Genomic DNA, 21,414 nt, shown 5'->3' with positions numbered 1-21,414 from the left:
AGTAGGGAAATGTAGGGGTTAGGAGTCATGTCAGGTTCTCCTAAATCACGGGGATAAAATAGACGCGGAGATGGGGAGATAGAGTGTTATTATATTCGCCTAATCACTTACAATTACGATTTCTCCACGTCCCCGCATCTCTGAAGTCCCCGCATCTCTAAGTCCCCGCGTCTCTAAGTCCCCGTGTCTCTAAGTCCCCGCGTCTCTAAGTCCAACCGGACATATATGATTCATATTACTTAAAATTCCTAACTTACGCTCCTTAATGGGGGCTGCGGGGTTTCCTGCATACACTGTCATTGGTTCCAACGACTTTCCTGCAACTCCTCCTAGTGTCAATACTGCGCCTTTACCAACAGTGACACCAGGTCCAATTACTGATTTTGCTGCAATCCAACTACTTTCTTGAATATGAATTGGGGCAGGAATAAGCAAAAAATCTGGGTGATTCCAGTCATGATTTCCAGTACAAAGATATACATTTTGAGAAATACAAACATGACTTTCAATTATCACAGTGGCAATGTTGTCAATCCAAGCATCCTCACCAATCCAAACATAATTACCAATAATTAAACGCCAAGGAAACTTAACTCTAACTCCTGGTTTAATCCGCACTCCTTGACCAATTTTGGCACCAAATAATCGCAGGATAAATACTTTGAGATGAGATACAGGTAGCCAATGATTTTCAACCAGAGGTGAACCAATAAAATACCATAATATTTGTTTCCATAAAGGTGCCCCAGGGCTGTAATGACCAGTGCTATAATTATTTAAACGCATATAAATTCTGTTGACGAGTTTTCAGACTAGCGCCAGTACGACCTGTGATAATCCAGAGGATTGAGCGACCACTGTCACGAAGAATACGCAATTTAGATTCTTTGGGTTGGTGGGAAGGAACTGACACAGGGGTGAAAATAATACCTTGACTACCGAGAACAAAAGTTGCGATCGCTTTTGCTCTGGGCATGTGAAAGTCTGATGTAATCAAGTATAAATGCTGGATTTTCCGCTTTTTGAATTCTTCTACTAGAGTCGTAAAATTTGTCACAGTGTCGATAGCCTGATAATCAAGGTGAAGGCGACTATCTGCTATACCTGCGGTCTGAAAAATTGTACGTGCTTCTTGAGGTACAATTCCAGTGGAAACCCAAATTTCCAATTCCGGATAATATTTGGCAAAGTTTGCGGTGTAGACTTCACGTTCAGTTTCACCTCCAAGTGTTAGGATTGCTTGCGGTTGGGGTGCTTGCAAAGAGGTGATATAAAGACGCAGTGGAATAATAGATACTAAAAAGATAATAAAACCTGTGAAAAATAAAATTCCATATTTTTTAGTCCAATAACTTAAATTTCTCACTCTTAACATATCTGTATTATTGATTCAAGTAGATGATTATCAGCAAAACTAATCAAGAAACATAAGTATGCTCATTCGGATTTGATATTCAAGTAAATCTAATTATTTATTTGACATTTGTAGATAATGAATATTGTGCTGGTTTACTAATTATTCTATTGGGATTTTCAGACTCTATTAATCTAATGGATAATAATATTTCAGCTAACATACGTTGATATGCGTAATACCAACCAGCCTTCCCATCCCAAATTCCACCTTTAAGAATTAGACAGTAAAAAAATATAATCAATGGGGCAATGTACTTTTGCTTGCGAATTTTATCGCCTAAACTTAACTCTTGTGTCGGTGTTTCTAATAATTTTTTGATTTCAATCAGCATATAACGGTCTTGTGCCCATAACCAACGACTGAGTGGTTTACGGTCATCGTGGTAAATACTATTTTTTAATGTATCTTGTTTACCTCTGACTTCTAATAATTGGGTGTGACCATCATCTATATAAATAGATTTTGATTTACGAAATAATGCTTGACGCGGAGGTAATATAGTTCCCCGCAATGGTTTACCAAAAACACAATACTCAAAATTGATAAAATAACCATCGATATCAGTTTGGGGTGAAATACATTTAATTTCTTCTACTAGCTTTTTTGAAAGAATATAATCTGCATCAAGGGAAAGAACCCATTCACTGTTAACTCTTTCTAAACCGTAATTCCACTGTAAAGTATGAGTATCAAATTTACGTTTAAAAATTTCCACTTGAGGATATGATCGCAAAATATGTAGTGTATCATCGGTACTATAGCTATCAATTACGACTATACGTTTTGCCCATGTCAATTGCTCTAGAGTCCGACTGATATTCGGAGCTTCATTATAAGTAAGAATTAAAGGCGTGATACATTCAAGGATGTTTGATTCAAGCATGTTGGCAAGATTGCTGTTGGTTGAGAATGGATTGATAAACTTGAATTAAGTTGGCGGCAATGCGGTTCCAAGTATATTCTTCAAGGATTAATTTACGAGCGCGATCGCCCATTAATTTTGATTGTTGGGGATTGCTTAAACAAGCAATCAATGCATCAGTAATAGAATCTGGACTAATATCAACAATGTAAGCAGCTTCAGCTTCTCCAGCTTCCGGGAAATTGCAACCAGTCGTAATGATACAAGGCAGTCCTGAAGCCATACCTTCTAATACAGAAACGCTAAAACCTTCGGAGTATGAAGGTGCAATGTAAATATCAGCAGCAGCTAAAGCTGCATATTTGATTGCACCAGTGAGCATTCCTGTAAAAGTCACAGCATCCAAACAGCCAACTTCATCAAAATAACCTCGAACAGTTTCTAAAAAACCTGTATTATCTGGCCCAGCAATAATTAAATGGCTATCGGGAAACTGATGTCTAACTTGTTTAAAAGCATTCGCGAGTAAGTCCAAACCTTTTTTGGGATCAATACGACCTAAGAAAATAATTAATTTGCGATCGCGAGTTTGGGGAAATTCATTCCAAAATATTGCCGGGTTGGATAGTGGGACAAAATCATGATGATGAATACCATTGGGGATAATATATATTGGAGTTTTGCAGTTAAGTTGTGTGATCGATTTTGCTTCCGATGATGCCAGCATTTGGATAGCACTGGCACGTTCCAATGCCGGTTTTTCCAGAAATGAAAAATAAAGACGTTTCTTATCGGCTTTGTAAGCTAGTGCCCAAGGTTCTAACATTCCATGTGGTGTCATCATGTAAGGAACTCCCCGCATCTGACAAGCCCAATGAGCTGGTAAAACAGGATAGGAAAATAGTGCATTTGTATGTACTAAATCGTAATCACTAACATGTTTATACAACCATCGAGTTAGAGAAAAACTGAATTTATAATCACCTGTTTTTAGGTAAGGGAAGTATTGGATGCGATAATTATGGTGAGTCACCCAAGTTTGTAGAGGTACATTGAGTTCTTCTGAACCATTGGCATTGGTTGTGACAATATCAATAGTAACTCCAGCATTAGCAAGGGATTCTACTAATTCAATGACACATTTGGAAGGTCCACCATAATTACTTCCAAGCGCAGGAATTACAACTAAAATTTTTAATTGTTTGAACATCTTTTCAATATTTAATGAATATCCCTTAACGATGAGTCAGAGCATAATCAACTGCTTGACTTAAACCTTGGGCAAAGTATGCGGGAGAGAATTTTTGGATATGTTGGAGTGAAGCTTGACTCATTGCCTTACGGTCTATTTCATCTGAGGTAATTTTGAGTAATAATTGGACTAGTTCAGAAGCATTTTTCGGGTCAAAACCAAACCCATTGACTCCTTCGATGACCAAATCTTCAAAGCAACCACAGCATTTAGAAACGATCACTGGCAAACCTGCTGCCATGGCTTCATTAACTACTAGTCCCCACTCTTCTTGAAAACTAGCATGGACGAAACAACCAGCATGGGCAAAGTAGGGTAATAGTTGCTCTTGTTGGAGAAATCCAGGTAGATGCACACAATTTTGTAACTTAAATGAGTTAATCTGTTGCTCAATCTCTGGACGCAATTTACCATCACCACAAAGCACTAAATCCCAAGCATTCTTACCAGCTAACTGACGGTAAGTAGCATAGGCAGAAATGAGAGATGGTAAGTTTTTCTTAGGAACAAATCGATTAATTGCTAATAAAAAAGGCTTTGTAAGCGGACGAGGTAAAGCTTGAATGTAGTCGGTATGAAAAATATCATTCCCAACAACATCATAGCCACAAAATACAGCATCCGCAGGCATTCCAAGTTTGATAGTATAGCGTTTATGCGGTTGTCCACCAACTAGAGCGGCATGATAGCGCCTCACAATCAAGCTCTTCAACTTTTCTTTCCACCAGGAACGCGAGCCATCATTCTCCGCAGTCTCCGAAAAAAGAATAGTACCTTTGCGATACCACATACACCACAACAGTGCCAACAACATTCCGGGATGGGCATAGCCAGCAATAGCAACAACATCAGGACGGGCTTGATTGAGAACACTAATTAACTTGCGACCAAGTAAATTTATTCCCGCAGTTTCCAGAGTGCGATCGCGAATAACTGAGATAATTGGGCAAGGGAATTTTTCTGTTTGTGTTTCCCAAGGGTACTCAGCTTCATTTCTGGCTAATTCAATACCTATAACTTGCCATTTTTTTTGCAGACAATGCTGAAAAAAGCCTTCTAATCTAGCTAAATGATAAGGCCCGTAATTACAAAAAATAATCGCAATTTTTAATGTCATATATTTACTCGAAATTGCTTAAACTGAGGTGTTTTGACTCTTGCAAAAACAAGCAATCCTCCCATAAAAATTAATCTAAATAATAAATCTGCAAAAAATTTCGTTGTTCCATGCGTTATTGATAACATAGCTGGCGAAAATAAACTAATGTAAAAAAGTTGAGCACCCAGACTATTTTTATGGATGGCAGCTATCCAGAGATTTTTAAATATATAAGCAACAAAGACAAAAAACATACATCCTAAATAATCAAATTGAGTAAATGAATCTCCAATACCTGTAATTGTTGTTCCTACTGGGATTGTGTAACCATACAAGCTTTTAGTATCATATTCAGACATTTTAAATTGTAGATTATTCTTAAACTCAGCGCTGAGAAATTGGGCAGGTACAAATTGAAATATCACGGAGTCCCAATATTGTGTTCCAAATCCATATTGGCTATTTTTTACTGCTGCATCCATAAGTAATGCTGCATTTCTTAATTCTAAATTTTTACCCTTCATGACAAAGTTTTGGAGGTTCTCAACTGGTTTTAATTGCCACAGTTGTTCCCAATTACCAGACTTTGCAATAGTTCTATATTCACCAATTAAAGGAATGGCAAATAGAGCTAGGATAATAAAACCTACTGCTAACCAGCGAGGTGGTACATAACGGCGAAAAAAACAAATCGAAAGTCCAATACTCAGAATAAATGTTGCTGTAACTTCCCGTCTTCCATAAAGAATAATTGTTTGGATGGGAATAGCCGCAGCAAAAGCAGTCAAAGCAAATTTGATGAATGTTGGACGTTTTAAAGCTGATAATAAAAAAATACTAAAACCAGGATATATCAACCCACTAAAGAAAAAATAAATAGTAATAATACCAGTCCACTGAGTATTTGCTCGCACTGATTCCGGTTGCAGATTGATAAGAATTGTCGCAATATAACCAATAATTGTAAAAACAATTCCTCCATACATCATTTTTTTATCGTCAAAATGTGCATCAAAACTACTAACAAATTTACGATTGATTGGTAATTGATAACCAAACCAACACATTGCTGCACATAAACAGCACATTAATAATACCCTTTCTAAAGCTTCTTGGTTTGGTAGTAAAGGGTTATTAAATAATGCGATCGCCTGGGGTAAAATGAAGGAAATAATAATACCCCCCATAAAAAATGGGTATTGATAAACCCTTTCAGGACTCACTAACCCCCAAATCAATAATCCTGCACAAATAAAGATAAATAGATAAAGATAAAGTTCTGCCATAAACATTAGCTACAAATGTATTGTGAATTTTATATTTTAGATAGTAGCTCTTTCATTTTTGACTAAAAAGTTAGAATGAGAGCAAGTTTGCTGATATAAATTCACTAATTTTCGCGTGTTATTTCGCCAATCGTGATTTTGTTGTAATAAAGACTCAATATTCTGATACCGTTGTTGCCAGTTCTGTGGATAGGCAATAGTTTGGATAATTCCCTTTGCCATTGCTTGCAAGTCTCGATTAGGGAAAAGATAAGCTGTATCAGGACGAAGGATTTCATTGACTCCTCCAGTGCAAGAAAACCCTACAATGGGTACTTTACAAGCCATTGCTTCCCCTATTACTAAACTCAATTCTTCGTAATGAGAGGTAAAACCTAAAACATCTAAAGCATGATAAGCAGTAACAGTGTTATCAACTATTCCGGTAAAAATGACGCGATCGCTAATTCTCAAATTTACAGCTAATTTTTTTAACAATTCCGCATCGCTACCAGTACCAACGACCAAAGCATAATAATTTGATGGTAAGAGGCTAATAACTTTCAAAAAATCATCAGTTCCTTTCATTCCGCAGTGGAGACGACCGACAAAACCCACTACATAGACATTATCAGGAATACCAAATTGTTTGCGAGCAGTGAATCGTTGACTTTCTGTCGCAGGAGTAAAGCGGTCGCGATTTACGCCATTATAAAGAACACTAGTACGCTGTGTTTGATAGCCTCCTTGGTTCACTAGACTAGAGCGAGTATGTTCAGCAACGCAAATTAATAAGTCGGTAGATAAACGTTGTATATTCTGTGCAAAAATAGCCCGCGAAAATATCGATCTATCAGTTGCACTTAAATGACCATGGGAGATTTTTACTGCACCAAAATGAAAAAATGTTAGTAGATGACACCACAACAAACCATCATGATGGTGAATAATATCGGGTTTAAATTTGCGAATAAATTCAAGCAAACGTCCAAACTTCCAAACATCATTGGAGTTAGCAATACCTAAATAATGAGCACGATTTTTTAATTCCGATTGAAACAAACCCGGTTTTCCATAAACAAACAAACAATGAGCATCTACTCCACATTCTGGTAAACGTTTAGTAAACTCAACAGCAACTCGAACTGCACCACCTGTTGCTGGATCATCAGATTGACAAATATGCAGAACTTTCAGTTGTTTACTCATCATTTTTTCACTAATAATATTCTTAGTCATCATCCTTAATTCTCCTCTTAATTTGATTGAAAGTTACCTCAACTATTTGATTATGAATTCACAACATTTATAACCCTTTCAGCATATTTATCCCAAGTAAAGTCTTTCGCCCTCTCTCTCGCAGCAATCGCCATGCGATCGCGTAATTCTCGATTTTCTAGAAGTTCTTCAATTCGATTTGCTAATATTTCGGAATTACGTTCGGGAATAATAAATCCTTCAATTCCATCTCTAATTACAGAACCAGCAGCTTCTGTAGTAATGACTGGTAAACCTGCTGCTAAAGCTTCATAAACAACTTCCGCAGAACCTTCAACTAAAGTCGGTAGCACAAAAATATCTGCTTGCATAAATTCTTGGTGAATTTGACTTCTAGGTACTCTACCGACAAAATTTATTTTTTCTGTCAATTTATGATTACGAATAATATCAGAAACTCCTCCAGCGACTCGAAATTCATAGTTACGATGACTGAGTTTTTTTGCAGCCATTCCCAAAATATGAATCCCTTTACGAAGTTCGGCTGTTCCAACAAATAAAATCCTATTTTTTTGGGGATTATTTTTCAGCTTAAACCAAGAATCTCCCACAGCATAAGGTACTATTTGACATTTTTCTGGAGATACTCCAAATTCTTGTAACCCTTTGACTACAAATGATGATGGCACGATAAATATATCTGTAAGATTAATGAATCTCTGGAAAGAAGTATAATCTTGCTCAATAATTTTCTGTGCCATTAATGGTTCTAAATCATGAAATTCTTCTCTCTCTCTTTGAACAATAGTATGAATTATTGGTGAGATATAAATCTCAGTAAATATTTTGATCTGCTTTTGTTTTGCATATTCTAAAAAGTCTGTACCTTCCCCAAACATGGAATAAATATGTGTCGCCTTTCCTAAGCCTTTTCGTATCATTGCTTGTCCAAATTCATGATTAGAAGCGAACAACGATTGATATTGCTTGACTGTATTATTTCCAGCTAATTTTTGTCTAGCTAAATATCGTAAAGCCACTAGGTCAAAAGTATGTACTTTATCTTGAATTAATGAGGGAACTCGGCGATTTAGCAAACGATTTAAGGCATCATTTTTAACAAAATCAGGACAAAATCTATCTAATATTCTCCCGATACCAGAATTTGCACAAAGGTCAGTATAAAAAGCTTCTAGCAGTCCTGCCTGTTGTAAAATTATTGGTATCGCGTAGTTACGACGTGCGCCGTTTTGAATGCTAATAAACCGTTTCACTGACGATATATCCTTACTTTTGACAGACGGGAATGCAAAGAGAATTGATTATTTTTATATAGCGATCACCTAATTTTTCGGCATCGTATCTTTCTAGGTAAGTGGAACGAATTACTTCCGGAGAAATTACCTGTTTATGTATCAAATTGATGATATCTAGAAGCCCATAGGCATAGTTTTCAGCATTTGCAAATTCAACTAATTTACCCAAGCGGGAATCGCTTAAAATTTCTGAGAATGCACCGACATTTGTGGCGATAATTGGACGACCACCAGCTAAAATTTCTAATGCGGCAAGACATTGTCCCTCTGAACGAGATGTAAAAGCAAACAGATGACATTCAGCGATCGCATCTCCAACTTGATGATTAGGAACATTACCGTGAAATATCACATCATCTCTAACCCCTAATTTTTCAGCAAATTTTTCAAGTTCTTGACGCTGATAGCCATCACCAAAAATATGTAAGCTGACTCGGCTATTATTGTCTGTATTTTTCTGAAATTTAGGATTATATAGAGATTGTAAATACTGGAATGATTCTAATAGTAAATGAACATTCTTCTCCTTAACTAATCGACCTAAAAACCCAATTTTTATCTCTGAATACATCGGTAATGCTTCTAATCTTTTAGACTCTTGAGGAATCAGAGGTATAACTTCAATAATTCCTTGATAAGCAATATCCTGCAAATCTTGCACAAATGTAGAAGATTGTACCAGAATCATATCAAATAAATTTAGTGTTTCTCTAAGTATATTTCTCTGTGTAAGATTCTCTGGCAATAAATGTCTATGGGCAGTAATGTAAACAAATTTTGTATTTTTGTTAGCAGCAAGTCGCATCTTTTGTAATATCTTTAATGGAAATAGCTTGCCTAAAATGACAATATCTGCCTTTTTAATTTCCTCAATTCCCCAAGGTAATAGTATCCAATCTGGTAAATTTAAATTACAACCCCAACGCCAAGGAATACGAACTATTTTTACTTGTTCTTGTTGTATAACTTCCAGTAATGGCGAAAATTGTCCCCAACAAAGTAATGTACAATCAAAGCCTTTGCTCTGAAGATAAATTAGAAGATTTTTTCCAAAAGTTTCTATCCCTCCCACTGGTGCAAAACCACCACAGTAGAATAAAACTTTACTATTATTATTTGTTGCTTTTAATTGCATAGCTAGTAAGAATACAATTTTTTCGTTTGATGTAGAATTGACAATTTAGTTTTTTTGTAGATATAATCTACCGTAGTTGTATTTCAGTATTAGACACCTGTGATTGGTATAAAGACCAATACTTTCCCTTAATTTCTAATAATTCTCGATGATTTCCTTCTTCGATAACTCTACCTTGAGAAATTACGGCAATTTTGTCTGCTTTTTCAATTGTTGAAAGACGATGAGCAATTACAATTACAGTTCGATCGCGACTGACTTCTTCAATTGCTTTTTGCACAATTTTCTCTGATGTCGAGTCCAAAGCACTAGTTGCTTCATCTAATATCAGTATCTCTGGATCGCGTAAGATTGCTCTGGCGATCGCAATTCTTTGGCGTTGTCCTCCAGAAAGTCTAGCTCCCCTATTTCCCACAATTGTTGCGAAACCCTGTGGCAATTCTTGAATAAATTCATAGGCATAAGCTTTTTTTGCGGCATTGATAATTTCTAATTCAGTTGCATCTGGATATCCGTAAGCAATATTTTCTAGTACCGTTGCATGAAATAAAAAAGTATCTTGACTTACCATTGCAATCCCATTTCGCCAAGAATGACGTTGTATTTCTCTGAGGTCTATTCCATCAATTTTAATACAGCCATAATCAGGGTCGTAAAACCTCATTACCAAATCTACCAATGTGGATTTACCACTACCAGAAGTACCAACTAAAGCAGTTGTTTTACCTTTTTCAATTTGTAAACTCATCCCATTTAAAGTAGGACTTGAGTTAGAAGGAAAAGTAAAGGTGACATTTTCCAAACTTAAGCTTGATTGCAATCCTTTGTATATTTTTTTGCCATCGGGTAAACTCAAATCAGCAGTACGATTTAAAAAGTCATAAATTGCTTCTACACTTCCCGATAATAACGATATATGCGATCGCATCCCGTTCAGATGATTAATTCGAGGGAGAATTCGTAATAAAGCTAATGTATAAGTTAACAAAAATGGTAAAGTTGAATTTCTAGACGTTGCTTCAACACTAGTCCCAACTCCAATTATAATTAGTAAAACAATAATTCCAATAGTTTCGGTTATCGGTACAACAATCGAATCATACTTATAAGCTTGCATCTCTTGCTGATGTCTTTCTTTTAGTAGTTGATTTACGTGATTAATTTCCCGGTACTCTGCATTAAAAGACTTGACTACACGAATTCCACTTACTAATTCTGTAATAAAAATAGAGAAGTTCTCAATTGATTTTGCTGAGTTTCTACCATATTTTTGAACTGCATTCATAACTATTTTCAGAACAGGAACTAGAGTCACTAAACTCAAAATAGTCACAACTGTCATAATTGGCGATAAGCTAATTAGTAATACTGTCAATCCTGATATAAATAATACTTCACTAATAATCTCAATAATATAAGATGAAAGAACTTCGCTACGTTGTGCTTGTTCGTTTACATAACTAAGTATTTCTCCTAAGTTAGTCTGATTATAAAATGATAGTTCCAAATCTAAAAATCTTTGGGTACATAGTTGGCGCAGATGCAAACCAACACTTAGTTGAAATTGACGAATATTTAGATAAGAGAAATAGCGAGATAAATTTTTTAATATTGTTAATACTAAAAAACTTATGGTGATTGCCCATATCTGCCAATTTTGAGGAAGATGCGAAAATAAGCTCATTACACCTTCTAAACCTTTTTGAGCTTGACTAGTATTAGTACTATTACTACTACTAGCTAAACTTTGAATTAGAGGCATCACTAATATAACAGTAATAATTTCCAAAATCGAAACAATTAAAGCTAGAAATACAGCTTTAGCTGCAATATTCCAGAAAGGCTTTATAAATTGAAAGATAATTTTTGTAGTTATTTGAGACATAAACATTACGAAGAAAATAAAGAGAGAGAATGGGATTAGTTATAAAATATTGAATAAGAGCAAGACGTAATTGATTATGTATATCTTTCGAGATTATTCAAAATAATTCACAAATTAGAGATAAAGACTTGGAATTAGAATTATTTTGGTTATTTATATCGAGCAAATAATAATCATCATCAAGAAAGTAAAGATTGATCGCTCTAATTCTCAAGCCATTCACTAATCACATTCCGAGTGGATCATAAGTAATTAGTTTGATTGTTTCATAAAACACTCCGACGTAATACTTCTAAGTATTGTTTAGCAATAATTTCACAAGTAAAGTTGGATTGCATATAATTTCGTGCAGCTGTACCCATTTTTTCCGCCAGATGTTTGTCGCGACTCAAATGACTGAGAAAATCAGCTAGTCCCCGACTGTCTCCATTCTCAAAGGCTCCACCGCAGTTAACCTCTGTCATCATGTTCTGCAAGTATGAATGCTGTGGACAAATAACTGCCATCGGTCGTCCGGCTGCTAGTGCCCCGTATACCTTACTAGGTGCGACTAAGTTTTCCATTCCTTTGTCTACACTCACCAGCGAAACATCGCAAGCTGTCAAAGAATAGGGTAAATCTTCTTTGTTTTGATAGGGCAAGAATGCAATATTGTGTAATCCTAAGCGTTTCACCTCCTCTTTGAGGATTTTGCCTTTCGCCCCACCACCAACAAACAAAAAGTGAATTGGTTCATCTTGGAGGTCTTTGGCGGCTTCCAGAATTGTTTCCATGTCGTGGCATCGACCCATATTTCCAGAATACAGAACAGTGAACTTATCGACTAAGTCATGTTTCCAAGCAAACCAGTTATATTTTTTGGGTATGGGTACAATCAAATCTGAATCAGCCCAACTATGAATCACAGTAATCTTATTGGCAACTTCTGGACAGTTATTCACCACATGCTTTTTCATATCTGGACTTAATACAATTAAGCCCTTCGCATTCCGCCATACCTGACGGTTAATAGCCATCCAAAAGCGACTAATGAAATGATGTTTGGGAATTACATTTAGTGCTACTGCAATATCTGGATATAAATCATAAAGGATGCAGACATAAGATATACCTAAAAGTAGGTGTGCTAAATAACCAATCAATGGTAGGAACGGTGGTGCTGTAGTCACAAGCAATAAATTATGACTACGAGAATGACGAATTAAATGGGAAAGCGATCGTACAAAAAACATCACTCCATTCAATGCCTTACCACGAATCCTTCCAGGAAACATCTGACTAGTACGCGATCGCTTAATTTTGACTCGACCATTTTTTTCTATTGCAGGTGCATTTGTAGTCCCAAATGCATAACCTGGCTGACCTGTAAATACTTCAATATCTACCCCCAGAGTCGCGAGTTCATGTACTAATTCCTCGACTAACTGCCCAGTAGCAGCATAATCTGGGGGGAAGTATTGAGTGATTACAGACAGTTTTATTGCCTGCTCTGTTGTCTTTGCCCTCTGATTTTTTGCCTCAAACGCAGTAAATTCGTTTTGCAGCAACCTTCTACCTTCTTCACTTAAAGCCAAGTTATCTATCCTCCTGAGGTTTTTCCTGTCGTCGTGCAGTTGCAATGCACTTAATCCGCAGCACGAGGTTTTCGATTGACTAATGAATGTCAAACGAGGAATGATTAGGTGGTAGGTAGATACGTCTCTGGTTTAAAGACCCGTTCAGCAAGCAAACTCAAAGTAGTATTTGGCATTGCTTACTTTCTCAATGCAATCTGGTATGTATTCAATACAGCATTTATTACTTAGGACTGTACTGTATATTATTCGCGAGTTGGTCGCTTTTTCCCAAAATTTTCACCACTTGGAGAAACTTATTTCAGGATTATTTAGCATGATTATGACCATCACTTCCGTATCTAAATGTAAACCATTAATCAAAGTCTGATTGATTACACGTACATAATTCACTTAAACTTTATAGATAGTCCGTAAATTATAAAAAGATTTTAAATTCTAACTACAAAATATTTATATGTGCTTAGATACACAAACTCGATTATTATGATACAGATCGCTCAAAGATGCTGAACAGACTTAATACAAGAAATTCTAAATATATGAACAATATGAGCAAGCTTGATTACAAATGCTTTTACTTAGACTAAAAGCATTTTTGAATACTTTTAACTTAAAAATACTTAAACGTTAAAGATAAAGTTATTGTAAATTTAGTTATCTACATGTAGTTGAGTTGTAGAATTTAGGTAGTTTTTTTTACAAAACACATCATACATCTACTATATAAGTATTTGCAACTAGATTTAGTCAAAATATTCCGGAAAGTAAATTTATACCGAGAACAAGTTATGTAATCCTTCTTAAGGAAATCTAAAGAAGCAATTTTTTAAGAGCAATATTTCCACAGGAAGCACAGTAAAACTGACAAAACATAACTGGTTGCAAATCTTGATTGTCTTATCTAAGCAGGCACTATTGACTTAAACACTCCAACCAACAAAACGTTATATACAAAACCTTGCTGCGACCAAACCTATGAATACATTCGAGAATTCATCATCAGCTTTCTACTCGCAAAATGGAAAAGGTCAGTCACCTCTAATTTTGCACAGCCAACCCTCTGTCATCACTGAATCACAAGAAGACCAAGGTTTGCGCGATTTTTTTGGTGTGATGCGGCGACGAGCATTTGTTGTGTTAGGGGTAAGTACGACTGTTGTCGGTGGTGTCATGGCAATGACATTGAAGCAGGAGGTTATATACGAAGGAAAATTTCAGGTTTTAGTTGAACCTGTGAAGGATGACACTAGCTTGTCCAAGGTGACATCCTCGAAAGAAGAAAACGGACAAAAGTCTGAGTTCGACTATGAAACACAAATTCAGGTTCTCAAGAGTCCTGAATTTATGAAAGATGCGATTCGGCAATTGCAAGTTTCATATCCAGAGATAGATAGAGAAAATCTGCTGGAAAAATTGAGTATTAATCGAGTTGGAGAAACTAAAATTATTGAAGTCAGCTACAAAAGTAGCAATCAATCTGAAATTAAGAAAGTTCTTGACAAACTGACATCTGTATATTTAGATTACAGCCGCGAAAATAGGCAAACAAGCTTGCGCCAAGGCTTAAATTTTGTTGAGCGAGAACTTAAGGGAATGCAAACGCGGGTTGATAATCTCCAAAAGCAATTGCAATTTTTCCGACAAAACAATAATTTCATTAATCCTGAAGCTCAACAGGAGCAAATTACCAATCAGCTCAGACTTTTGGCAGAGCAAAAAATAGGTGTAGAGCAGCGCTTGGCAAAAGCACGTGCAGAATATACAAGATTACAGACAACAGAAGGAGGGCAAGCTGTATTACGGGATGCTGATGTGTATAAGCAGGTAGTGACTCAAATTCGGCAAGTAGAGGCAGAAATAGCCAAAGAAAGAACTCGTTTTAGGGATGACACTGACATGATTGAAGTCTTGCGAGAGAAGCGGCAAAATATGCTGCCTATATTGCAAGAAGAAGCGACGCGAGTTCTGACGATTAGAATATCTGAAGCTGTGAACGAAATTCAAAGTTTAGAGCAGCAGAAACAGAAAATTAATGAAAGTCAGCTAGTATTAGACCGTCAAGTCAAAGAATTACCAGTTTTAGCTCGACAGTATACTGAACTTCAGCGTAAACTCCAGGTTGCAACTGATAGCTTGAATCGATTTTTGACGACTCGAGAAACATTAAAAATTGATGTAGCACAAAAGGAAACACCTTGGCAGTTAGTCCAAGCAGTTACTCTGCAAAAAGAACCTGTTTCACCAAATCCCAAGCGCAATGGAATATTAGGATTGGTTGCAGGTACTCTATTAGGAGTCAGTGCTGCCCTAGTCATGGAAAAGTTGGATACAACTTTCCGTTCGGTAGACTCACTCAAAGAAAAACTGAGATTACCATTATTAGGGACAATCCCATTTCAGAGAAAGCTGCAAAAAAAACAGAGCTATTCTACAAGTCTGGCAGCATCCAATCATCCCAAACTAGCTGGAAATACTAACCAAAGGCAATTACCACCTGCATCCTATGACTTTCTTTATCAAGATGAATCATCTAAGTTCTTGGAAGCACTGCGGGTAATGTATACCAATATTCAACTATTGAATTGCGATCGCCAAATTCGTTCATTGGTTGTGAGTTCAGCATTACCTGGTGATGGAAAATCGACTTTAGCTTTTCACTTGGCATTAACTGCATGTGCAATGGGACAAAAAGTTCTACTTGTTGACGCGAATATGCGTCGCCCGAATATCCATAATCTGGCATCACAAAACAACCATCAAGGATTAAGCAGTTTTATTTCTGGTTCTGCAACGCTAGAACAAGCAATGGGACATTTGCCTGCTATGAGTGATTTGACTGTTATCACCGCAGGACCAACACCACCCGATCCAACTAAACTTCTATCATCTCGCAAAATGAGACAGTTCATGGTGGAGATGAACGAAGCATTTGATTTGGTCATTTATGATGCACCTCCTCTCACTGGACTTGCTGATGCGAGTTTGTTGGCATCTTATACTGATGGTCTTGTTCTTGTTGTTGGTATGGGTTCCACTGAGCGAGATACAATTCAACAAACTCTGGATGGATTGAGAATGTCGCAAATTCCAGTATTAGGAATGGTCGCAAACCGTGTTAAAAATGATTTAATTAATAACCATTACTATTACTATCAAGTTGAACAAACTCCCGTGGAGGAATATTAAGGAGTTAGTCTTAGGAATCAAGAGTGAAACAGGATTTATATTACTCAAGCTTCATTCAAAATTGAGTGGGGTAAAAATATCTGCGTCCCTGCTTCTAGTAGGCAATCTCAACCCGTCAATTTTAGTTTGACGTTTAGTTTGGCGAACACTCGGTGTTAAAAATTTCCGTATCACTCTATCTCCCCATCACCGCATTTTTTTGAATATAACTTCTGTATTCTTCTACTATGCTGTTTTAAAAAACCGAATAATTTCGCGTACATGATCAAGAAATTGCCCGTCGGTAGAAAGCTGAGATATGGCTTGACGTGCTTCTCTAGATAAACGCTCATGTTCAGTTTGATTTGTTGCTCGTAATTCCTCTAAATTAGCAAATATGCGAGCTAATTCTCGACGGGTTTCTTCAATATAGTTTTGTTGATTTGCTGCTACTGAATAAGGTTGTTCAGGATTTAGTTGTTCTTCTAAACGTTTGACTGTTTCTTCAAGATTATTAAATCGATAACGTAATTCAATAACGTCTTCGCGGGGATATTTCCACTCTTGGCGAATCATTGTCAGGCGAGCATATAAATATTCATAAGCACTAATTGCCGGTCTTAAACCTGTTAATAATAATGCGGCTCCAGAGGAAATATAACCAACTGCACTAATACCTGTAGCTGCTAATATATACAAACCAATAGCAGAAATTAAATGTAGAGCGATCGCAATAATTAAAGAACGTTTAGCGAGGATTTTGACATATTTTTGTTGCTTTTCATCAACGGAAATACCTTTTTCTTGAGATTGTTCTCCTTCAGCTAAGACGGACTTTGCTTGAAAATGAATATTCCAAGGTACTGTGACTATTACTAATAACCACCAAAAACTAGCACCACCAATCACCCAATCCAGAAAGTTTCCCGCAGAAATATGAAACCACTGCAAAACACTGAATATTAGCAGCACTATAGCGACGATTCCCACGCTAGAACCGACGAAAAAATTCAAATACATCTTTTCTATTTTCCAATTAAACTATTGCCTTTATCTTGACATTTAGGCAACAATCTGAATCAGTGTATGTGATGGTTTCTAGAGTTACACACAGCTATTTTGTGGTTGAGTAATTTAATTAAGCAATTTAACACTCTGGTTTGAGATTAATGATTTGAGTCATCATTGAATCAAATAACTTCGCCAAATCGGCTCTAACTCACCACTAACTTTTTCAGACTGCAAAAGCCGCCAAGTTTTACCTTCTTTTTGTAGCTGCATGTAAACATCAAAAGGCTTTTTTGCTTGATTTAATTGGCGTTTTGGTAATTTTAGAGTTAAGTCATAGGTTCCCCGAATATGATATGCAGGTAAAGTTTGGATTATTTGGTATTTTTGCTCACTAATCGCTAGGTGTTTAATTTCAAAGCTTTTGACATTTAAATCTAACTGCTGGCTGAGTTGTTGCTGTGTTTGTTCCACTTGCAGAGTCACAGCTTTTTTCACCAATCCATTTGTTGGTGTCAGTGGGTTACTGTTACATGCACTGAGAAATACCATTAACAAACAAATCGCAATTACCCGAATCATCCCAGTTTCTCCTTCATGCCTCTGCAACTGCGATCGTACAAGATATTTGGGATTTTAGATTTTAAAATAAACCTAGTACAGTTCGGCGGAAATGAACCAACCATTCTAAAGTGACAAAAAGCTTATTTTGGAAGCTTTATTCCTTCTGCCTTCAGCCCTCTTACTTCTGCCTTCACGTACTAGTAATGCGTTCGCGTAGTGTGTAGGAAGGACAAACATCTTGCTCACGCGGGCAAGATGCTCCGGAGTTTTCCGTGAAGAGCATCTCCCCGGAAACTCCTCTCCGCACTACAAATATTAAATTGTTCAACTTATTTTTACGCGGCTCGTTATCTTCAGCTATGGTAAACCAAATACCAAAACGCCGGGTTCTCAAACTTATAGATTCACCCAAGCATACCTGAGATTAGTTAACGGTTCGTGCCTAAGCAAAAATGAACGGATGAGCGCAGCAGGACTCGAACCTGCGACAAACGGATTAGAAATCCGTTACTCTATCCAGCTGAGTTATGCGCCCATGATTAAATCACATTCGATATTCTATCCGTGTATTCCCAAAATTGCAATCAAAATTGCAAAGTTTTACCAAGGCAAAACTGACATTTATGGTTGCCAATATATCAATTTACATTAAAAAGCCCACAGCAGAGAACTGTAATTGAGTATATTGTGTTGTCTGGTTTCCTGTTATAAATGTGTTAACTTGTACGGAATATGATTTGTCTGCATAGTCTCAGTGTAAAGTCAATATATTTGGCGATATACAACATAGACAATGTGTGATTTATCTTTACCATTATCTATGCCCCTGTTAGGAGTTATTTGCGTTTGTCATGTTCATTCTTAAACGTCAGGATGTTGAAATATCAAGCATTCAGCACCCGAAGCGGGACCAGCAGGTACCGATACTTTATTATCAGGGGCAGACTTTTCGTTTGATTAGCGTGTTTAAGGCTAGCCAAGAAGAAGAAGCTAAAGCTTTGTGGCGGGAACTAACCGACAACCGTGGAAAAGCTTGTGTTTTGTTAGAAGAGCCTGATCGCTATAGTGTTTGGGGGAAAATACGTGCCGAGCAGATTAGTAGCGACACTGACAACCATAGCAGAACGAGGATTTTGATCCAAGCCAGTATTTTGCTATTACAGTCGGTGCAAATCGATATCGAGGAAATGCTTGGCAGTAAGCAGGCAACTTTATTTCAAAAGGATATGTCTGAGGTTTGTAGGCAAAAGCAATTTCCACAAGTTTCCTCGCCGGATGCAGTGAAGTATCTACTGAGTATTGATCCTCTACAGGCTCTGCAATTACCGCCTTGGCAAGAAGACCGAGTTATCACTTTTTTACAAGAGTTGCATCGATTAGGTAAAGCCTATTTTGGGAATACTCATTTTGCCGATCCTGTAGTCGATCGCTTACAGGATATGCCCGAAGGCGATCGCTCCTTGTTTATGGGCTGGCTAGGACAATCACCAATAAGTAAACTATGGCACTAGCATTTAGTAGTTTTACTTAGGTTGTTTTGAAACTGATGCGAGTATATTGATGGCTACAGCTATTGGTTTACTTTGTTTAGAAGCAAATCAATAGCCAAAAAATACAAGTTGCATCGGCATGGTTTGATGAATATGAGTCATGTTTACAATAAGTCTTATCGCTTGAAGCCAGTTTTATCAACCCAAAATATTGTATTGGTCTGTATGGGTTGGGGTGTACTCGCATTGCTATACTTTTTATTGTTTAGCGCCCAAATACCCACACAAACACCACAAGGAATAGAAGAACTGCGAGCTGAATGGTACATAATCGGTACAAATATTTTTGAGGCGATCGCTTATCTGGGTGCGGGTGTCCTCTGCCTAAGAAATTGGCGAAGTCAACAAATTGTCAGTGGTAGAGGTGTTTGGCTGGCAATTGGAATTGGAATGCTTTCGTTTTGTTTGGGAGGAATATTTTTTGGATACACCGAAATTGTTCTCAAAGAGGAGCCATTCCCTTCAATCGGCGATATATTCTTTGTAATTACCTATCTATTCGTAGGCTTCGCCATGATTTCGGCATTGCTTTCCAAACGAATTAACCTTGAACTTTGGCAATGGATGATTATTATTGCGATCGCAGTGTCAGGAAGTGCGCTAGCATGGTTAATCTCCAACCAAACGTCGAGTGCAGGCAGCCCAGTTGCTGATTGGGCAGTTAAAATTGCTCCCATATTAAATTGGTTTTACGTCGTTTGCGATGTATTGCTGTTGATCGTTGCGACTACTTTACTGCTAGCATTTTGGGGTGGACGTGTTTCTTTGTCTTGGCGAATGATTGCAGCCGCAGCATTTTCGCTCTACATTGCAGATATGTGGCAAAAATATGCCACAACTTCGATTCCCGAATACCAAAGTGGAGGGATACTAGAAGTGTTCTATGTGTGGAGTGGTGTGTTATTTGGTATGGGTGCTGTCTTAGAATACGACGCATCGCTATCACGTTCGCGACGCGATCGAGGACGAAAACGAAACTAGCAAATGTGGGTCTACCGTGAGAAAACTAACAGAATCAGATAAACAAGAGATACTCAAGTTATACCGCGAGAGTGCGGAAACAACTTCTACTTTGGCGGAAAAGTATGAAGTTAGTAACTCGACAATTAGCCGTTTGCTTAAAAGTACCTTACAGGAAGACGAGTATGAATTTCTCGTTTCCCTCAAACGGGCTGCACGAACCCCTGAAGGGAGAGCGCAGGTAAGTTACGATAATCTGCCAACGGCGTTTGTTCGAGAGGAGGTTGAGGAAGCGCCAACACTAAAACCTGAACCTGAGCCGGAACCGAAGCCAAAGCCGACACCTCGTAAAGCTAAATCTATTACTAAAGAGCCTGTGGTGGTAGAAATGCCATCCAAAACCGAGGTGCCCGAACCCAAAGGTGGAGTTAGGCGAGTGCGAAAGCGTTCGTTGAATGCCGATGAAGAACTGCAAACTCCCTTACCTGTCGCCAGACAGTTAGATTTACTGGAACAGGAGCCAGAAGTTACCAGTATCCAAAGTCCATTATTAGTAGATGTAAATTCCCAAACAACTGCGATCGCCGAAATGTTTGGTGAAGATTTACTTGATGATGATGATACTGATGATTTGGATGATTTGGATGATGACTTCGGTGACGATGAGGATGACGAAGATGATGAGGATGAGTGGGAAGCTCCTCGTCCTTTAGTTAATCGTTCTCGCAGTGGTGATAGTTTAGTTCCGGTTCTGCCGTTATCAGCCGCCAGCTTACCGAGAACTTGCTACCTTGTCATCGACCGTTCGGCTGAACTTATCACTCGCCCCCTACGGGATTTTGGTGACTTAGGGCAAATTCCCAACCCGGAAACACAACAACGTACCTTGCCTGTGTTTGATAACCATCGGGTTGCCAAGCGCTTCTCGACAAAACGCGATCGCGTGATTAAGGTTCCTGACAGCCGTATGTTGCACAAGGCTCGCTATCATCTGCAAGCTAAGGGCATCACCCGTTTATTGATTGATGGTCAGGTTTATTCTCTCTCTTCTGTGTAGTTTGGGTTATTAGTCATTAGTCATCTACTATGGACTATTAATTATGAACTACGCCACAACTTACCAGGCTACCTTGGGGGCATA

17 protein-coding genes and 1 tRNA gene are annotated in these 21,414 nt (G+C 37.6%); 4 read left to right on the top strand and 14 right to left on the bottom strand.

The window, feature by feature from the left end; all coding sequences use genetic code 11:
- Positions 1-189: 189 nt before the first annotated feature.
- The 11 genes from VB733_RS04915 to VB733_RS04865 form a co-directional block, all read right to left on the bottom strand.
- Positions 190-786: a WcaF family extracellular polysaccharide biosynthesis acetyltransferase gene (locus VB733_RS04915; protein WP_323338987.1), complete on the bottom strand. Its 597-nt coding sequence runs from the start codon at positions 784-786 to the stop codon at positions 190-192.
- Positions 773-1,375 carry a YdcF family protein gene (locus VB733_RS04910; RefSeq protein ID WP_323338986.1) on the bottom strand — a complete coding sequence of 201 codons (603 nt, stop codon included), beginning with the start codon at positions 1,373-1,375 and terminating at the stop codon, positions 773-775. Before VB733_RS04910 ends, VB733_RS04915 begins: the two co-directional genes overlap by 14 nt.
- A gap of 97 nt (positions 1,376-1,472) precedes the next feature.
- Positions 1,473-2,285 carry a glycosyltransferase family 2 protein gene (locus VB733_RS04905; protein WP_416336291.1) on the bottom strand — a complete coding sequence of 271 codons (813 nt, stop codon included), beginning with the start codon at positions 2,283-2,285 and terminating at the stop codon, positions 1,473-1,475.
- Between the two features lie 7 nt (positions 2,286-2,292).
- The gene (locus tag VB733_RS04900) at positions 2,293-3,489 is read right to left on the bottom strand and encodes a glycosyltransferase (RefSeq protein WP_323338984.1); all 1,197 of its coding nucleotides are present in this window, start codon (positions 3,487-3,489) and stop codon (positions 2,293-2,295) included.
- A gap of 25 nt (positions 3,490-3,514) precedes the next feature.
- The gene (locus VB733_RS04895; RefSeq protein WP_323338983.1) at positions 3,515-4,648 is read right to left on the bottom strand and encodes a glycosyltransferase; all 1,134 of its coding nucleotides are present in this window, start codon (positions 4,646-4,648) and stop codon (positions 3,515-3,517) included.
- Positions 4,645-5,916 carry a hypothetical protein gene (locus VB733_RS04890; protein WP_323338982.1) on the bottom strand — a complete coding sequence of 424 codons (1,272 nt, stop codon included), beginning with the start codon at positions 5,914-5,916 and terminating at the stop codon, positions 4,645-4,647. Before VB733_RS04890 ends, VB733_RS04895 begins: the two co-directional genes overlap by 4 nt.
- 36 nt (positions 5,917-5,952) lie before the next feature.
- Positions 5,953-7,137, bottom strand: a complete 1,185-nt coding sequence (locus VB733_RS04885; protein WP_323338981.1) for a glycosyltransferase family 4 protein — start codon at positions 7,135-7,137, stop codon at positions 5,953-5,955.
- A 47-nt stretch (positions 7,138-7,184) separates the two neighbouring features.
- Positions 7,185-8,387: a glycosyltransferase family 4 protein gene (locus VB733_RS04880; protein WP_323338980.1), complete on the bottom strand. Its 1,203-nt coding sequence runs from the start codon at positions 8,385-8,387 to the stop codon at positions 7,185-7,187.
- 13 nt (positions 8,388-8,400) lie between these two features.
- Entirely contained in the window at positions 8,401-9,564 is a 1,164-nt protein-coding gene (locus VB733_RS04875) for a glycosyltransferase (RefSeq protein WP_323338979.1), read from the bottom strand.
- Between the two features lie 67 nt (positions 9,565-9,631).
- Positions 9,632-11,449 (bottom strand): ABC transporter ATP-binding protein, encoded by a 1,818-nt coding sequence (locus tag VB733_RS04870; RefSeq protein WP_323338978.1) that lies wholly within the window; start codon positions 11,447-11,449, stop codon positions 9,632-9,634.
- Between the two features lie 266 nt (positions 11,450-11,715).
- On the bottom strand, positions 11,716-13,023 hold the full coding sequence (locus VB733_RS04865) for a glycosyltransferase family 4 protein (protein ID WP_323338977.1): 1,308 nt from the start codon (positions 13,021-13,023) through the stop codon (positions 11,716-11,718).
- A gap of 978 nt (positions 13,024-14,001) precedes the next feature.
- Between VB733_RS04865 and VB733_RS04860 the strand changes: the two genes are divergently transcribed.
- A complete protein-coding gene (locus VB733_RS04860) occupies positions 14,002-16,212 on the top strand; it encodes a polysaccharide biosynthesis tyrosine autokinase (RefSeq protein ID WP_323338976.1) in 2,211 nt (736 codons plus the stop codon).
- A 225-nt stretch (positions 16,213-16,437) separates the two neighbouring features.
- On the opposite strand, the gene VB733_RS04855 is transcribed toward VB733_RS04860, so the two are convergent.
- The 3 genes from VB733_RS04855 to VB733_RS04845 all read right to left on the bottom strand — a co-directional run bounded on the left by VB733_RS04855 (position 16,438) and on the right by VB733_RS04845 (position 18,298).
- On the bottom strand, positions 16,438-17,211 hold the full coding sequence (locus tag VB733_RS04855; protein ID WP_323338975.1) for a hypothetical protein: 774 nt from the start codon (positions 17,209-17,211) through the stop codon (positions 16,438-16,440).
- 162 nt (positions 17,212-17,373) lie between these two features.
- The gene (locus VB733_RS04850) at positions 17,374-17,781 is read right to left on the bottom strand and encodes a hypothetical protein (RefSeq protein WP_323338974.1); all 408 of its coding nucleotides are present in this window, start codon (positions 17,779-17,781) and stop codon (positions 17,374-17,376) included.
- Between the two features lie 443 nt (positions 17,782-18,224).
- A tRNA-Arg gene (locus VB733_RS04845) sits at positions 18,225-18,298 on the bottom strand.
- A 316-nt stretch (positions 18,299-18,614) separates the two neighbouring features.
- Here VB733_RS04845 and VB733_RS04840 point away from each other — a divergent pair.
- From VB733_RS04840 to VB733_RS04830, 3 genes are all read left to right on the top strand, one after another.
- A complete protein-coding gene (locus VB733_RS04840; RefSeq protein WP_323338973.1) occupies positions 18,615-19,274 on the top strand; it encodes an Npun_F0813 family protein in 660 nt (219 codons plus the stop codon).
- A 132-nt stretch (positions 19,275-19,406) separates the two neighbouring features.
- The gene (locus VB733_RS04835; RefSeq protein ID WP_323338972.1) at positions 19,407-20,294 is read left to right on the top strand and encodes a hypothetical protein; all 888 of its coding nucleotides are present in this window, start codon (positions 19,407-19,409) and stop codon (positions 20,292-20,294) included.
- 16 nt (positions 20,295-20,310) lie between these two features.
- Positions 20,311-21,330 carry a transposase gene (locus VB733_RS04830; RefSeq protein WP_323338971.1) on the top strand — a complete coding sequence of 340 codons (1,020 nt, stop codon included), beginning with the start codon at positions 20,311-20,313 and terminating at the stop codon, positions 21,328-21,330.
- Positions 21,331-21,414 lie beyond the last annotated feature (84 nt).

This window comes from Calothrix sp. UHCC 0171 (assembly GCF_034931845.1).
Taxonomy (GTDB): domain Bacteria; phylum Cyanobacteriota; class Cyanobacteriia; order Cyanobacteriales; family Nostocaceae; genus Brunnivagina.
The sequence above is the reverse complement of the archived record's forward strand: the minus strand, read 5'-3'. Positions and strand labels throughout refer to the sequence as shown.